The sequence below is a fragment of the Mycolicibacterium brisbanense genome, from assembly GCF_001570425.1.
GTDB lineage: Bacteria > Actinomycetota > Actinomycetes > Mycobacteriales > Mycobacteriaceae > Mycobacterium > Mycobacterium brisbanense.
Genome location: NZ_BCSX01000018.1, coordinates 233,055 through 248,070 on the forward strand (window position 1 = coordinate 233,055; position 15,016 = coordinate 248,070).

Consider the following 15,016-nt stretch of genomic DNA (forward strand, 5'->3'; position numbering starts at 1 on the left):
GAAAGTGGAGGAACGCCATGGCTGAACGCTCGGATGACGTGTTCGGTAAGCGCTATGGCGAGGTGCTTTTGCTACGCAATGGCGAATCCGGGTTGGAGGCCACCGTCTACAACAGCTTTCCGCTCAACGACTGCCCGGCCGAGCTGTGGGACAACCTCGACGCCGCAGCCATTGCGAAAGAGAACGGGGCGATGGCGGCCCTGCTCAACGGTCCGCGATATTGGCTGATGAGCACAATCGAAAAGGTTGCCGAGCACCCACGAGCAACCAAGACCTTCGGGGGTATCGCCATGATTGAGCAGGCCACGGTGAAGCTCTCCTCACAGAACCCGGCCCCTTACAACGTCAATCATGTGGACCGTCGCACAGTGTTCACTTTCGGCGTCGGCCGACCGGTGTTCGAACTCGTCGACCCCGGAGACCGGCGCTGGGTCATGCAGACCTGGAGCCAGACCATCGACAACGCCTTGTCTCTCGAAGATCTGCCCGACCTTGCTCGGCGTCTGACGTTGCCGGAAGGGTGGCGCTACGAGACCCGCGTCCTCGCCACCCCACTCAGCGTGGACACCACTGCCCGTGACGCCGCCGTCATTCAGGACGATGTGGCCAACACGTACTCACTGCAGTTCTAGGTTCAGGCACACCAGCACGTCGCGCGCGTGACTGTCAGCTGGCCGGCCGGCTTACCCGAGTTCACGCGCCGGTTGGCCATGCAGCGTTGAGGCTTCTCGGGTGAGGTAGATCAGCGGACGTCCGCGATCGTCGACGGTTTCGTGATGGCGTTCAAACCCGATCTTCTCCAAGACGCGCAGCGACGGCTTGTTCCATCCGCCGACCGTCGACCAGATCCGGCGGCGACCCGTGGCGAAGGCGGCGTCGAGCACCGCGCGGGCGGCCTCGGTCCCATAGCCCTGACCGTGGAAGCGTTTGAACAATTCGAAGGCGATTTCCGGCTCGTCGAGAGTGCAGCGGCCGACGATCAGTCCGCAATAACCCAGCGGTTCGGCATCAGCGCGCCGGCGAATCGTCAGCAGCCCAATACCGTTCTGCTCGGCCAGCATTCGTTGCGAGGCCATCCTGTCGCGGACGCTCTGTAGCGATTCGGTTACTCCGCCTTCATGCTCTCCAAGTAGTTCATAGTTCCATTCGGCATCGCGCTCGCTGCGCAACTCCATGTTCAAGCGGGCGGTGGAAAGTGAGGTTTGCATGGCGGCATAGCGCATTGCTTTACTCCCGCGGTTGCAGTTGCCCTTGAGCCTAGTCAACAACGGAACACTCATCTGGGGCCTGACAACTGGGGCGTGCGGGCGAGGGACCCGTCGATGTCGATCGCGCTACCCCAGGATCGCCCGTGCAGCGCGCTCCGCGATCAGCATTACCGGCGCGTTGGTGTTGCCGGAAGTGATGGTGGGCATCGCCGAAGCATCCACCACTCGAAGGCCCGCAACGCGATACACCCGACAGTCGGTGTCGAGAACCGTGCTGGCCGACACGGGGTTACCTTGTGTGTCAAAGGCTCCCATCGCGCAGGTGCCCACCGGGTGGAAGATCGTTGTCCCGAGTTCACGGGCGGCCTGCTGCAGGTGTTCGTCGCTCACCAATTCCGGGCCGGGGAGGAGCTCTTGCGGTTCGTAGGGAGCCAGCGCCGGCGCCGCCATGATCTGGCGCGTCATCCGCAGTCCGCGTACGGCGAGTTGACGATCGTCATCGGTGGACAGGTAATTGCACAAGATCTTGGGGTTGGTGAGCGGATCTGCACTGGCCATGCGCACATGTCCGCGCGAGCTCGGTCGCAGGTTGCATACCGAGGGGGTGATCGCTCCGAAGCGGTGCAGGGGTTCGCCGAACTTGGGCAAGGACAGAGGCTGCACATGCCACTCCAAATCTGGACTGGCCAGCGCCGGATCGCTTTTCGCGAAAGCCCCGAGCGTCGAGGGCGGCATGGTCATCGGTCCCGACCGCAGTGTCACGTATTGAAGTCCCATGCCGCCGCGGGTAATCCAATTCCGGTACAGCGTATTGACGGTACGGGCACCCCGCACGCGGTAGACCGTCCGCAGCTGCAGGTGGTCCTGGAGGTTTTCGCCCACACCTGGCAAATCGACGGCCACCGGCACCTGATGCTGGGTGAGCAGGCTCGCCGGGCCCAGACCCGAGAGCTGCATGAGATGCGGAGACCCGATCGCTCCAGCGCTCAGGATCACCTCGCGGCGGGCATGGACATCGATGGTTTGGCCACCCTTGAGCAGGCGCACGCCGGTGACGCGGTGCTGCGCCGTGGTCCAGGCACCGCGACGCTGATCCTCGTGGACCTCGTTGTCCATCAGCAGCTGCAGGGCCTGAGTCTGGGTGTAGACGGTGAGATTGGCCCGGTGACCGATGGGGTGCAGGAATGCATCAGCCATCGACCAGCGACGGCCACGGCGCTGGTTGACGTGAAAGTAGGCGCTGCCGGAGTTGTCGCCCCGGTTGAACTCCTCGATCGGCGCGATGTCCGTCTGAGCGGCGGCAGCCTGCCAGGCGTCCAAGATCTTCCAGCGCACCCGCGGCTGCTCGACACGGATCTCACCACCGGTGCCGTGCCACTCGTCTGCTCCGCCGAAGTAGTCTTCCAGCTCTTTGTAGATCGCCAGTGTCTCGCCGGGACTGTCAGGACCGCCCCACAGCCAGCGGTCGTCACCAGTAGCCTGCGCCCACAGGTCGTAATCGCTTGACTGTCCGCGCATGTGGATCATGGCGTTGATCGACGAGCAGCCGCCGACCACGCGCCCCCGCGCGTAGATGATGCTACGGCCGGCCAGACCTGGGTCGGGCTCGGTGGTGAAGCACCAGTCAGTGCGGGGGTTGGCAATGGTGTACAGGTAGCCCACCGGCACCTTGATCCAGAACCAGTCGTCTTTGCCGCCGGCCTCGATCAAGAGCACGCGGTGGTCAGGGTTGGCACTGAGCCGATTGGCGAGCAGGCAGCCCGCACTGCCTGCTCCCACGACGATGAAGTCGAAATCCGCGACGCGGCTCATTCCGGGATCGTTCCTCCATGGCGTCGGCTGCACATCTTAGTGTGCGGTGACCGTATCAGCGCAGCTCGAGCCCGGGACCGAACGAGCGAGAATTCCGCACCCCGCAGGGGAGGATGCCTGGGCGGCAACGAAATACGCGGTCGGTGCGGTGTGGTCAGTCTTTTCCTTCCTCGCGACGACGCGCGGCCTCGATCACCTCGGGCGGGGCGGGCTTTTGCAGCCACGCCCGTATCCGTAGCAATCCGCCCGCGATCGCACCGACAGCGAGCACCGCAACGAGGATCCAGAGCGCTATGGACATACAGCAATTGTCCGCCTGCACCAACGCGTTCGGGCGGATTGGCGACAGGACCTGTCTACAGGGGTCGACAGGTCCTGAGATAACTGAGGAACGAGGCCTGCAGGCCGGTGACGTGCGTTTCGTACAAGATCTCGCTGGTGACGGCCTCGCTGCATGAGGTGAGGCGGTGAAGGACGGTGACCGCGTTCCTCGCCAGGTTTCGGTAGACCGCCAGGCTTCCGAGAAGCTCGCGGTCGTTGAAGGTCACGTGAAGCTTGGCGGCACGCCGGCTGTCACCCATCTCATCGAGCTGGGCGAAGACGCGGCTGTCCTCAGCGACGACGCCCGGGCTGCCCGCTCCGATGCTCTCGAAGAGGGCGGCGCCGGTGAGCCAGGTGTAGAGACTGAAAAGCCCGCCGTAGGAGTAGCCGAAGAGGCCGTGACCGCTTGTGGCTGTGCCATATTCGCGTTCGATCCGCGGGTGCAGTTCCGTGGTGAGGAAGCTCAGGAATACATCGGCGTGGGTGTCGCGAAGCTCGGCGAGGTAGGCGTCGGCCTCCTCGCGTGTCCTCGCGCCCGCTCGCAGTCCCAGCTCAACGGCATCGACGAGCTCCTTGGCGATGGGTTCGCCGGGGGGTACGAGGTCTCTGTTGCGCAGCCGATCCCAGTCCTGCGCCTCCTCGCCCGCATAGCCGACGCTGACTTGGATGTAGGGCTGGATCTGTTGCATGGGGTCCATCTGCGTGACGATGAGCGGAGCCGTCAGGCCCACTGCCCAGTTGCCGTCGAGCACATACACGGCAGGCGCTCGGGTCGTCGCGGGGTCGTAGCCCGGTGGCGTGGTGACCCAGACGCCGTAGTCGAGCCCACCGCTGGACCGCATCTCGAAATAGTCGGTGTCGGCGAGACAGCCGTGCCACAAGGTGCTCATCGAAGATCCTTCACAACTGGCCGGCTGGGCGGCGCCGCGTCCTCGGCAGTGGTTATCCATTGGATAATAGTTTTCCAATGGATAAACTGCCGGAGTGATCTTGTCAAGCACGGAAAGGGGAGGCGACGCACGCGAGCGTCTTCTGGCTCGCCTCCTCGATGCCTTCGAGGACGCCCTTCCCTCGCCGGAGATGTCACTGCGAGAGGTCGCCGCCCGGGCGGAAACCAGCCACGCCCTCCTGCGGTACCACTTCGGGTCGCTCTCGGGCGTCTTGGCGGCCATGCTCACGGTGCAGCGGTGTCGTGACAACCAGGCGCTTTTGAAGTCCGCACAGCACGGCACCTTTGACGATCTCGTCGTGGCGATCTGGCGGGCCTACACCCGCCCGGAGCAGTTGTCGCGTGTCCGCGGCTTCTTTCACGTTGTCGGGCTCGCCGCATACAAGCCGGGGGAGTTTTGTGAGTTCATCGACTCGCTCGATGACCTGACCGCGATGCTGGCTTCGCTAGCGGAACGCGAAGGGCGCGACACCAAGGAAGCGCTGAGCATGGCCACCGTCGCCGTTGCCGCGATTCGTGGCCTGCTCTTGCAACAAGTTCTGACACCAGCGGCCCATTCGCAGGACGCGGTCGAGCTGATCCTGCGCATGGGCAAGCGCTGATGTGCATCGGGGCTTTGAAGGAGCTGCCGTGCCTGCCGCTATTCAAAGCCCCTCGAAATTGTTCAGAAGATGCATTTGCAGCAAATGCTACCGAGGTCGCGACAGTGAGCGAAATTGCCGCGAGTGGCCGGTCAATCGCCAGACGGATTGCGACGGCCAGCACCTGTATTGCCGGCCGACGCCAGATGGAGACTTATTCGTCTTATGAAAACGTAACCGTTAGTGGCAAAACTCCATACTCGTCACTCGGTGTGCCATGCCGGTGGCGTCTGCGATGCCATGCGTAGCAAGGCCTTTGACTTCCGTGGTGGGGTGTCGAGGCGCTCCGTGAGGCAGCGTCATCATTTTTGATGAGCAATAGAATGCAGTCCGGCATTGCGGCGCTTATGCTGAGAGCACAGTCGATCAGCTACCGGCGACGGGGAGTGTGAACGGCCGACTACTGAGGCTTACCAAAGTTATGGGTTTCGGCAACGCGAGGAGTTTTAGATGGCGGCCCGGGGGTTCAAGGCGCTCAAGAAAATCATGCAGACAACGTTTGATCCGGAGCTGGTGATTCCTGACGAAGTCAAGGTGCCAGAACTTACCGGTGATGACAGCTTGTCCCGGAAAGACCTTTGTCAGCACCCAATTCCTCCTGGCTCTCTGATCTGGAAGTACTGGGGGCGTCTCGATGTCGCGTTCTTCGGCAGCCCGGTAATGGGTCCGATTGCGGGCGCTTGGCCGCAGATGGGCCAAGCGACCTCGAGTTCTGTTCTTTTCACTGGTGACAGTTCTTTCGGCGCCCGCGCCAAAATATATAAGGAGCGGACCCGGAGATCTCGGGAGTATATTTACGGCACGGTGTACGGCAGTCCGGCTGAAGCGAAGAAATACGGACTGAAGACCAGGAATATGCACAAGCCCGTCAAAGGCACGCTGCATGGCGGTATGTATAACGCATTGAACGCAGAAACCTTCTACTTCGCGCATGTCACTTTCTTCTACTATCTATTGATAGTAATAATCGAGCAGCTGTATTTCGACGGATCAATGCCACGAGCGATAAAAGAGCAGATATTTGAGGAATCCAAGGAGTGGTACAGCCTGTTGGGCGTGGACGACAGTTCTCAGCCTGAGACGTACGACGACTTCGAACGGTATCTGGACAACATCGAACGTAATCGGCTGGTGAAATCTCAAGTAACGCAGGTCATGCTGGAACAATTCATGGAGCGCCGCTTGGCGCCGTGGTGGTGGCCCCCAGTCCTGAAGAAATTTGTGTGGCCGTGGTGGGCAGGGCGCCGGCAAGTCGTCGTCAATAGCTATCCGGCTCATGTCCAGGAGCTGTTCAATCTGGAGTGGACCCCCGAGGACGAGGATATTTCTCGCCGCTTCATGCGTATGTATCGGCGGTTCTACGCGATCGCCGAGCGTCTGCTCCCGCTGAAGTATTTGTACTTGCCAATCGCGGTGAGCGGCTTTGAGCGGGAGGGGATCGATCCACGGAAAATCACTCTGGAGTCCGCACAGCAAGCACTCCGGGAAAGTCGCACCCGTCGCGCTGCGCGCGAGAGTGCGCCAATAGCTGAGGCAAACGAGGTGCCGGCGTCCGGCTCGCCGGTGGGGTAGTGCGCTTATTGCCGTAGTCAGGCACGTGATCGGCGTACGGTGCCGACGACCGGTGCAAGGTACGCCTGGTTTGGCGGCCGGGTGCAGATAGGGTCGCCGGTGATGGGAAATGGTGCCCAAGCAATGCTGTCGTCTCCTATGGAGGCGTTCCATGGGGCTGGCTGGCTTGAGCACGGCTTCCATATGGAATCCCATTCCCACACCGACGGCCAGCTGGTGTACGCCGCCTCTGGCGTGGTGGCTACGGCCACAGCGCAGGGGACGTGGGTGGCCCCAGCGACCCGGGTGACGTGGACTCCGCCGGGGTTTGAGCATTCCCATCGTTTCTATGGCTTGACCGACGTGCGGCTGGTGGTGATCCCCGCCGAATCATGCTCGGCTCTGGTCGGATATCCCGGCGTCTTCATGGTGAGTCCTCTTCTGCGCGAGGCACTTCTGTCGATGACGGATCAGCAGAAAACGCGTAGCGCGCAAGCGGTCGACCGGCTCCGTGCTGTTGTGATCGACGAGCTGATCGAGGCCCCGGATCAGTCGCTGCACCTGCCCGAACCACGCGATGACCGGTTGCGAGCCGTCACAGAACTGCTGCGCAGCGACCCGGGGCGGTCGGCTACCCTGGCCGAACTGGGGCGCACCACCGGCGCCAGCGCACGTACGCTGAGCCGCCTGTATCACGACGAGCTCGGAACGAGCTTCATACGCTGGCGAACTATTCTGCGCATACACCACGCTCTGGCCCATCTCACCAGCGGCCGGTCCGTAACCGACACCGCGATCGAGTGCGGATGGTCGAACCCGACAACCTTTATCGATGCATTCACTGCCATCGTCGGCCAAACTCCCGGGCGATACCAAGCGACGCTGGATCCCCGCGGCGTGTGACCGCGATACGAATCCGAGGTTGGCGACTTTTCAGCATCGCAGGTCCAGTTATCGGTGGGAGGCAGTCAACGAACGGCGGCAAAGTGATGAGGAGCAGTGCGCCCACCCAGGGCGCCCGATCACCCATCAGGAGCGTTGAACAGACGTGAGCCGCATCGACCAAAACACTGTCGTAGTCATCATCGGTGCCGGAGTGGCTGGACTGACCCTCGCTAACTTTCTTCTTCGCAACGGTATTGATTGCATCGTGTTGGAAAAACACAGCCGCAAGCATGTCGAGCAGCGTCAGCGGGCCGGGTCACTGGACGGTCGCGCCGTCCGCATGTTCCGGGAATGGGGCTTGGCTGAAGTCATCGAGGCAGAGACAGCCCATGACGACTCCGACTCAGAGGGTATGCCGCTGCGTATCGACGGGCAGGAACGGATATGGAGAGCCCTGGACGTCCTTGACGACGAGCCCGGAATCTTTTGTCCTCAGCAGGTTTTGGTTGGCAATCTCATCGAGGTCTTCTTGCGCGACGGCGGCGATCTGCGTTTCGAAGTGGACGTCGCGCTGCACGGACTAGATTCGCAGCGACCGACCGTCCGATATCGGCATGCAGCGGGCGCCGACGAGGTGATCAACTGTGATTTCATAGCCGGCTGCGATGGCTACCGCGGAATCAGTCGCCAATCCATCCCTGCTGGTACTTTGACGAGCTACTCGTATGAGCACGGATACGCTTGGCTCGCTTTTCTTTCCGCGGTTCGAGCGGACCCACCTGCGGTAATGGCTGTGCACTCCAGGGGTTTTGCCGCACAGATCACCCGCGGGCCAAACCTGAGCCGTTTCTATCTGCAATGCCCCCTGACCGATGGCCTTGAGCAGTGGCCGGACGAGCGGATTTGGATTGAAGTCGACGCCCGATTCGGCGCGCCACCCGCGGCAACCGGACCAATCACGGACAAGCAAATCGTGCCACTGAGCAATGTAGTACACAGCCCGATGCAGTACCGCGCTCTATATCTTCTGGGCGACGCGGCCCACCTGGTTTCGCCGATGAGCGCCAAGGGCATGAGCCTGGCGCTCGACGACGCCGATGCCTTCGCACGCGCGGTCACACAGTATGTGCAAAAAGAAGACTCGGTCCAGCTCGAGAGTTACTCGCAGACCCGCCTGGGCCACATCTGGGATACGCAAGTGCACGCGGTGTGGATCACCAATGTCATGCACGATGCCGGGGATCCCTCTTATGCGGGCGAATTCCGTAAGCGGCTGGCGCGCGCCGAGTTGGAGCGGATGATGTTGCCGCTGGCTCGGTCTGGTGCTTAGAGCTGGATTCTGTTCTGCCGGGCCCGGTGGATCAGCTACGGCTCGATGGCGTGACGCGGTTCGACTGCCATAACCAATCCGGGCCGGACCAGCAGTGGAGCTAGAGGCGCGACGGCGCGCAGAATTGTGTCACCCGTTGTCCCGCCATGTGATCACCTGCTTGAGCGACGTGAGGTCGTAACCGTTGTCGGCCGTGAGTTCGGTCTGGAACAGCGTGACGCCTGCCTCGCGGAAACCATCGGCGCTTTGCGCGTTCTCCCACAGCGTCGAGCGTTCGATATCGGCGCCATTGCGGCCGAATGTCGCTGCCAGCTCATCGACGCGGTCGCTGGACCTGCGGAACGCGTCGAGATCCTGGAACGCGTGCCAGATGTCGGCGTGCCTGGCAACGGCGGGCAGCGACCGCTTGGGCCCCGTGCCGCCGATGAGGATCGGTATCTTGCGCACGGGCGGCGGAATGAGTGCGGCGAGCCGGTTCTCGATGCGGATCAGGCTGTCGTCGAACAGATCGAATCGGGAGCCGAAGGTTCCGAAGTCGTAACCGTAGGTGGTGTAGTCCTTCTCGTACCACCCCGCGCCGAGGCCCAGGATGAGCCGGCCGCCGCTGATGTGGTCGACTGTGCGCGCCATGTCGGCGAGCAGGTCCGCGTTGCGGTAGCCGACACCGGTGACAAGGAGCCCGATCTCGGCGTGTGAAGTGATCTCGCCCCACGAAGCGAGTGCGGTCCAGCCCTCAAAGTTGGCGACGTCGGGCTGCACGTCGGAGAGGATCGGCTTGCCGTCGACGATGGCCTCCATCGCGGGGCGGTGGAAGTGGTCGTAACCGAAGATTACGTCGGCGCCGAGGTCGTCGGCGGCCAGGACGGCGTCGCGCCATGTGGCGTAGTCGGTCGTTCCGCCGGGCTGGACCTGCACGGCGACGCGGACGGGACGGGTCATGGATGCTCCTAGGTCGGGGAAGAGGCAACTCTCGAGCCAAGTTCACCCCGGTGGGATTTATTCCGGGTCTGCCGGTTGATTTGGGTGGAGCGCCTGACCATGACGGGTTGATTCGGCCCCGGTAGGACGGCGCGCTTTGCCCCCACCTGCCGACTCGTCGCCGCGGTTGGTAGAGGAAAACCCACGGCCTCCAGCCAAATCATTTGCCTGACCGGACTGTTCGTGTGAGGCTGCGCCGGTGGACATGCACGCTGGCCAGTTGGCGATCTCCACCTTGACAGTGCGTGCATTGATTGACGAACAATTTCCGCGCTGGCGGGACCTTCCATTGCAGAGGGTCGTTGCCAGCGGCACAGTCCACGCGATCTTTCGCATCGGCGACAAGCTGGCAGCTCGGTTCCGCCTCGAGAACGACGACGTCGAATCGGTATGGGCCGAAGTGCGGGCTGACGCGGAGGCGGCCCGTCAACTTGCCGGCCGGACGAGGTTCGCGACCCCCGAACCGGTGGCGATCGGCGTACCCGGCGGGGACTACCCGATGCCGTGGCTGGTGCAGACATGGCTTGAGGGAACCGTCGCGATAGACGACGATCCCGGGGAATCTGAGGGATTTGCAACCGATCTGGGTGATTTCATCGCCGGTGTGCGACGGATCGATACCGGTGGGCGAAGCTACGACGGTCGGGGTCGCGGCGGCGAATTGGCCGCCCATGACGAATGGGTCCAGATGTGTTTGACACACAGTGCGGACCTGCTGGATGTCGAGTGTTTACGTCGGATCTGGGAAGCGATGCGGGAGCTGCCGTGCGGAGACAGCCCCGATGTGATGAACCACGGCGATCTGCTGCCCGGGAACATCTTGGTAGACAACGGCCGCCTCGCGGGTGTCCTTGACGTTGGCGGACTCGCACCCGCAGATCCAGCTTTGGACCTGGTATGCGCGTGGCATCTTTTGGAACCTGGGCCACGTCAAGTACTCCGCGAGCGTCTCGACGTCGATGATGCGGAGTGGGAGCGCGGAAAGGCCTGGGCGTTTCAGCAGGCCGTGGGCGCAGTCTGGTACTACGTCGACAGCAACCCGATATTCAGCCAAATAGGCCGCCGGACCCTAGGACGCATCAGCGCTGCTTCGCGTTAGCCCCGAGCAGTCACGGAAGACCCGCTGTCTGCCGCCGCGCACTCACACTCAATGTTGCGCCCGAGCGGGTATGTGCGGTGACATGGGTGCGATGTCTGATAAGTCGGGGTTTCGGAGCGCGGAATCACGAGATCGTTACCTGGCTGTCTATGACCGTGTGCGTTCGCTCAGCCCGGTGCCAGATGCAATCCACGATGTTGCTACTGCGTTTGGGGTCGTACGGGTGTACCAGCATGGACCTGACGGCGGGATTCCGGTTGTCTTGCTGCATTGCTTTTGGGCGACCTCGGCGATGTGGGCCGAACATATACCTGCCTTGGTAGGTGAATTCACGGTCTATACAGTCGATTTACTCGGTCAACCTGGTGCAAGTGTGCAGACCAAATCGATGACGACGGCGGATCAGTGCGCTCGGTGCATCGACGAGATTCTCGACGGGCCGGCCTTGAATGGAGTGCACCTGGTTGGGCACTCGTATGGGGGTTGGACGGCTGCGCAGACTGCTGGACGGACACCAGCGCGGCTGGCGTCGGTCACGCTGATCGAGCCGTGCAACACCGTGGCTCGATTGTCATCGAAATTCTGGCGGACCGGAGTCTTACTGCTGGTGCCAGGAGCGGAACGCAAGGAGCGCACCGTAGCGGAGCTGCTTGGTCGACCAGAGTCGGGCAGCTTGCTCGACAGCGTGATGCAGCTGGTGATGGCAGCCGGCTCAGCCTTCGCGTCGTTCGGCACCCCGTTTCCACGTTTTGCGCCTGACTCTCTGCTGCGATCGATCGATGTGCCGGTACAGGTCCTGTTGGCGGGCCGCACCATTCACGACTCTGCGAAAGGAATCGAGCGAATGCGGAGCGTTGTGCCGTCCTGGAGTCATCGCCTGTGGCCGCATGCTTCACATATGTTGCCTTGTGAGGACATCACTGGTGTCAGTGCCTGTATACGCGATTTCGCCCAGCAGCACACCGAGGGATAGCGGGGCCGGGTCCGTCAGCCGGCGGCGGCCGTCTTCTGATTACGGGTACTGGAACAGCAATTCGGCGCCACGGTTATCGAGATCCATGTCGCTCAGCTTTCGTATCAAGAGTTGGGTGCTGCCGAGGGGGCCTGACCGTGCCTGAGCTCGCACGACTCCCACCATGACAGCACTCGGGTCCCGATAAGGGTGAGCCACTTGGACGGTTGTCCGGCAGGTACGTCCACTTCAAACCACACTCGCCCGGGATGCCGATCACCCTGCAGCCACGTGCCGTCCGGCTGCCGGGCAGCTCGGATGAGTTCGATTGCATCTGCCATGCGCGGGTCCGGCTCGGCGCCGTCAACCGATGCAGCCTGCCGAAAGTAGTCGGCTGCGTTGAGGACGTTGTACGACCAGCGGAACGGATAGGCGAATCGGCCGATCCATGGAGCTACCGGCTCGTTCGTCGTGAGGCGGCGAAAAAGACTGCGCCGCAGCAGGTATTCCTGTCCGCGACGCCGGGCGGCTTGGGTTTGGTCGGTCCCGCCGGTCGCAATGTCGTAGGCAAGCAAGCCTTTCAGCGAATTGAGGGTCGAGTGGAATGACGCTCGGGTCGAGCCTTCGACCCAATCGCAATTCCAGCCGCCTTCAGCCATCTGATGCTCGATGAACCAGTCGATGATGCCGGTGATATCCGCACCGAGCCACACCCCGTTGGCGACGGTCCAGGCGTTGATGCAACAGTCGACTTCGCCACTCCAGTACGGCAGGTCTTCGTACTCCCAGCGGCTGTTCTCCGCGAGAAGCTCGACGGTACGCCGCTCATGGAGGACGTTGGCATCGATGCCCCATTCGCGCAGTGAGTTGAGCGTCCACGTCGTCGCCGTCCAGGGCTGACCGGCACCATCTGCAGCCTCAGGACCGTCGAAGTCGAAGTCTGCGGGGAAGAACGCACCGCCGGCCCATTGGCCATCGTCATCCTGGTGCGCGAGAAGCCGCGCGCCGAAGCCTTCGGTCGCCGTCCGTGCGCGCGTTGCTTGCCACACCTCGGCAGGTTCGCCTACGAGGTCACGCTCAACTTGCCAGCGCAGTGCCGGATCGGAATCCAACAGCCACTCGATCACGGACCCAGCCCCCATGCGCCAGGACTATAGCGACACCGACCAACAGGAGGGTGGATTATCAACGGCCAGCCGGGCTCTAACGCGGTGTCATCCGCCTACAGTGCGGCCGCGCCTCAGACGTTGTTGAAGATGATGAACAACGCACTGATCAGCTCGTCATGGATGACGAAGTAGTTGGTCAGAATGAGCTCGTCGGGCAGGTTGGTTTTGTCGTAAGCGCCGTCGTAGCGGGCACGTAGCACGGTGAGCCCCGGACGTTCCTCGGACTCGATGACTTCCATCGTGACGCGGTCGCCGACGATCTCGGCGGCCACCCACGCGCGAATGGATTGGTGGTCCGCGAACTCTCGATGATTGTCGTTGACGATGGCGCCCGGGGAGAATGTGCCCATCACGGCATCGATGTCGAAGGCGTTGACCGCGTCGACATAGCGCTGTGCGGCCGGGGTGATGCGAGTAGTAGTCATCTTGTCAGCCTCAGCCTCCCCCCTGGCGGAGAGTCAAGCCAAGAGCCTCGTGTTGACTCTCCCGTGGGGAGAGACTTCACACTGAGTCTGTGACCAATGCACTGTCGATCGGCGATTTCTCCCGAATGACGCAACTGTCGGTGAAGACGTTGCGGCATTACCACGAGGTGGGGCTGCTGGAGCCGGACCGAGTGGATCCGGCCACCAGCTACCGGTATTACCTACCCGAGCAGGTTGCGACCGCCCAGGTGGTGCGTCGGCTTCGCGAACTGGGCATGCCCGTCGCCGATGTGCGCGCTGTGCTGAGTTCCGCGCCGGCCGACCGCAACGCACTGATCAGCGGCCACCTCAAACGGCTGGAGACACAGCTCGCCGCGACGCGCAGCGCCGTCGAGTCGCTGCGTGCAATCCTGGAACGCCCGGTCACACACATCGAACATCGAAGTGTCGCAGCAGTATCGGCTGCCGTGATCGAGGAAACGGTCGATCGCGACGACCTGTTGCCGTGGTGGCAGGGCGCCGTGGGGGAGTTGCGCGCGACGGTGGCGGCCGATAATCGTCTGACCTCCACCGGCGCGCCCGCGGCGTTATTCGGGTTCGACATCTTTTCCCGTGACCGAGGCAATGCGACAGTCTTCATCCCGGTCGATGGTGAGGTGCGGCCAGTCGGCCGAGTACGGTCCGCGACGATTCCCGCTGCCGAACTGGCGGTCGTGCACCACCGTGGTCCGCACGACGATGTTGATCTCGCCTACAGTGCACTCGGTGAGCACGCGACCCGTCACGAGATCAGCGTCGAAGGCCCTCTGCGCGAATACTACGACGTATTCTCCTGGGACACAGACGATTCCGCACAGTGGGTGACCACGCTGTGCTGGCCGGTCTTTCGGGCCGACGCGTGAACGCGCTGCAGGGCCGTCGCGCCGTCGTGACCGGCGGAACCAAAGGTGCCGGAGCCGCGATCGTGGCCCGGCTGCGGTCGGCGGGAGCGCATGTGACCGCCGTGGCCCGTCATCGGCCGGCCGATACCCATCCGGCCGACGATTTCGTCGTCGCCGACCTCGCCTCCGCGCCGGACGTCGAGGCCGTGGCCGCCCACGTTCGCGACAGCGGGGGCGTGCAGATCTTGGTTCATGTCGCCGGCGGGTCCGGTGCACCCTCGGGTGGTTTCGCCGCGATGACCGACCAGGACTGGGTCGACGAGCTCAACCTCAACCTGCTCGCCGCGGTCCGGTTGGACCGTGCGCTGCTACCGACGATGGTCGACGCAGGTGCCGGCGCGGTCGTACATATCGGATCGATCCAGAGCCGGCTGCCGCTCTACGACGGGACCCTCGGATATGCGGCGGCCAAGGCCGCGTTGCGGTCCTACAGCAAGGGTCTCGCGAACGAGTTGGCCCCCAAGGGTATTCGCGTCAACACGGTGTCACCGGGATTCATCCAGACGGGTGCGGCAGATGCACTGATCGACCGCATCGCCGCAGCCGGCGATGGGAACCGCAAATCGGCACTGGAATCTCTGATGGCGGCTCTCGGAGGGATCCCACTGGGTCGGCCCGCCCAGCCCACAGAGATCGCCGAGGTGGTGGCGTTCCTGGTATCGGACGCCGCATCCTCGATCGTGGGGGCCGACATCGTGGTCGACGGCGGAACGGTGCCGACGGTATAGGAACGGCTTTCTCGCTGCGGATGGTGA

Annotated in this window: 16 protein-coding genes; 9 read left to right on the forward strand and 7 right to left on the reverse strand. The window is 62.9% G+C overall.

Annotated features, from left to right (window positions below):
- Positions 1-17 precede the first annotated feature (17 nt).
- Positions 18-632 (forward strand): hypothetical protein, encoded by a 615-nt coding sequence (locus tag RMCB_RS07750; RefSeq protein ID WP_062828297.1) that lies wholly within the window; start codon positions 18-20, stop codon positions 630-632.
- A gap of 51 nt (positions 633-683) precedes the next feature.
- Here the strand turns inward: RMCB_RS07750 and RMCB_RS07755 are convergent, their stop codons facing one another.
- The 4 genes from RMCB_RS07755 to RMCB_RS07765 form a co-directional block, all read right to left on the reverse strand.
- A complete protein-coding gene (locus tag RMCB_RS07755) occupies positions 684-1,223 on the reverse strand; it encodes a GNAT family N-acetyltransferase (protein ID WP_072278428.1) in 540 nt (179 codons plus the stop codon).
- Positions 1,224-1,334: 111 nt separating this feature from the next.
- Entirely contained in the window at positions 1,335-3,020 is a 1,686-nt protein-coding gene (locus tag RMCB_RS07760; RefSeq protein WP_062828298.1) for a GMC family oxidoreductase, read from the reverse strand.
- Positions 3,021-3,174: 154 nt separating this feature from the next.
- Entirely contained in the window at positions 3,175-3,321 is a 147-nt protein-coding gene (locus RMCB_RS35995; RefSeq protein WP_165606261.1) for a hypothetical protein, read from the reverse strand.
- 55 nt (positions 3,322-3,376) lie between these two features.
- Positions 3,377-4,231, reverse strand: coding sequence for an alpha/beta hydrolase (locus RMCB_RS07765; protein ID WP_062828299.1), 855 nt, complete (start codon positions 4,229-4,231; stop codon positions 3,377-3,379).
- A 94-nt stretch (positions 4,232-4,325) separates the two neighbouring features.
- Here RMCB_RS07765 and RMCB_RS07770 point away from each other — a divergent pair, with 94 nt between their 5' ends.
- From RMCB_RS07770 to RMCB_RS07785, 4 genes are all read left to right on the forward strand, one after another.
- Entirely contained in the window at positions 4,326-4,892 is a 567-nt protein-coding gene (locus RMCB_RS07770) for a TetR/AcrR family transcriptional regulator (RefSeq protein ID WP_062828300.1), read from the forward strand.
- 489 nt (positions 4,893-5,381) lie between these two features.
- Positions 5,382-6,503 (forward strand): oxygenase MpaB family protein, encoded by a 1,122-nt coding sequence (locus tag RMCB_RS07775; protein ID WP_062828301.1) that lies wholly within the window; start codon positions 5,382-5,384, stop codon positions 6,501-6,503.
- A 39-nt stretch (positions 6,504-6,542) separates the two neighbouring features.
- Positions 6,543-7,385, forward strand: coding sequence for an AraC family transcriptional regulator (locus RMCB_RS07780; RefSeq protein ID WP_234792032.1), 843 nt, complete (start codon positions 6,543-6,545; stop codon positions 7,383-7,385).
- A 145-nt stretch (positions 7,386-7,530) separates the two neighbouring features.
- The gene (locus RMCB_RS07785) at positions 7,531-8,697 is read left to right on the forward strand and encodes a 4-hydroxybenzoate 3-monooxygenase (RefSeq protein WP_201028250.1); all 1,167 of its coding nucleotides are present in this window, start codon (positions 7,531-7,533) and stop codon (positions 8,695-8,697) included.
- 129 nt (positions 8,698-8,826) lie between these two features.
- On the opposite strand, the gene RMCB_RS07790 is transcribed toward RMCB_RS07785, so the two are convergent.
- A complete protein-coding gene (locus tag RMCB_RS07790; protein WP_062828303.1) occupies positions 8,827-9,636 on the reverse strand; it encodes an LLM class F420-dependent oxidoreductase in 810 nt (269 codons plus the stop codon).
- 244 nt (positions 9,637-9,880) lie between these two features.
- On the opposite strand from RMCB_RS07790, the gene RMCB_RS07795 reads away from it, so the two are divergent.
- Complete coding sequence (locus RMCB_RS07795; protein WP_062828354.1) at positions 9,881-10,774, forward strand: aminoglycoside phosphotransferase family protein; 894 nt, start codon at positions 9,881-9,883, stop codon at positions 10,772-10,774.
- Positions 10,775-10,865: 91 nt separating this feature from the next.
- On the forward strand, positions 10,866-11,747 hold the full coding sequence (locus RMCB_RS07800; protein WP_062828355.1) for an alpha/beta fold hydrolase: 882 nt from the start codon (positions 10,866-10,868) through the stop codon (positions 11,745-11,747).
- A 104-nt stretch (positions 11,748-11,851) separates the two neighbouring features.
- Here the strand turns inward: RMCB_RS07800 and RMCB_RS07805 are convergent, their stop codons facing one another.
- Positions 11,852-12,853, reverse strand: coding sequence for a squalene cyclase (locus RMCB_RS07805; RefSeq protein WP_234792033.1), 1,002 nt, complete (start codon positions 12,851-12,853; stop codon positions 11,852-11,854).
- 113 nt (positions 12,854-12,966) lie between these two features.
- Positions 12,967-13,320, reverse strand: a complete 354-nt coding sequence (locus tag RMCB_RS07810) for a nuclear transport factor 2 family protein (RefSeq protein ID WP_062828305.1) — start codon at positions 13,318-13,320, stop codon at positions 12,967-12,969.
- An 89-nt stretch (positions 13,321-13,409) separates the two neighbouring features.
- On the opposite strand from RMCB_RS07810, the gene RMCB_RS07815 reads away from it, so the two are divergent.
- Positions 13,410-14,222 (forward strand): MerR family transcriptional regulator, encoded by an 813-nt coding sequence (locus RMCB_RS07815; protein WP_062828306.1) that lies wholly within the window; start codon positions 13,410-13,412, stop codon positions 14,220-14,222.
- Entirely contained in the window at positions 14,177-14,989 is an 813-nt protein-coding gene (locus tag RMCB_RS07820) for an SDR family oxidoreductase (protein ID WP_234792034.1), read from the forward strand. The genes RMCB_RS07815 and RMCB_RS07820 overlap by 46 nt, the downstream gene beginning before the upstream one ends.
- The last annotated feature ends 27 nt before the right edge of the window (positions 14,990-15,016 follow it).

Coding starts and splice junctions, on each gene's coding strand:
- RMCB_RS07750 (WP_062828297.1), top strand. CDS start 18: ATGGCTGAACGCTCGGATGACGTGTTCGGTAAGCGCTATGGCGAGGTG.
- RMCB_RS07755 (WP_072278428.1), bottom strand. CDS start 1,223: ATGCGCTATGCCGCCATGCAAACCTCACTTTCCACCGCCCGCTTGAAC.
- RMCB_RS07760 (WP_062828298.1), bottom strand. CDS start 3,020: ATGAGCCGCGTCGCGGATTTCGACTTCATCGTCGTGGGAGCAGGCAGT.
- RMCB_RS35995 (WP_165606261.1), bottom strand. CDS start 3,321: ATGTCCATAGCGCTCTGGATCCTCGTTGCGGTGCTCGCTGTCGGTGCG.
- RMCB_RS07765 (WP_062828299.1), bottom strand. CDS start 4,231: ATGAGCACCTTGTGGCACGGCTGTCTCGCCGACACCGACTATTTCGAG.
- RMCB_RS07775 (WP_062828301.1), top strand. CDS start 5,382: ATGGCGGCCCGGGGGTTCAAGGCGCTCAAGAAAATCATGCAGACAACG.
- RMCB_RS07790 (WP_062828303.1), bottom strand. CDS start 9,636: ATGACCCGTCCCGTCCGCGTCGCCGTGCAGGTCCAGCCCGGCGGAACG.
- RMCB_RS07795 (WP_062828354.1), top strand. CDS start 9,881: ATGCACGCTGGCCAGTTGGCGATCTCCACCTTGACAGTGCGTGCATTG.
- RMCB_RS07800 (WP_062828355.1), top strand. CDS start 10,866: ATGTCTGATAAGTCGGGGTTTCGGAGCGCGGAATCACGAGATCGTTAC.
- RMCB_RS07810 (WP_062828305.1), bottom strand. CDS start 13,320: ATGACTACTACTCGCATCACCCCGGCCGCACAGCGCTATGTCGACGCG.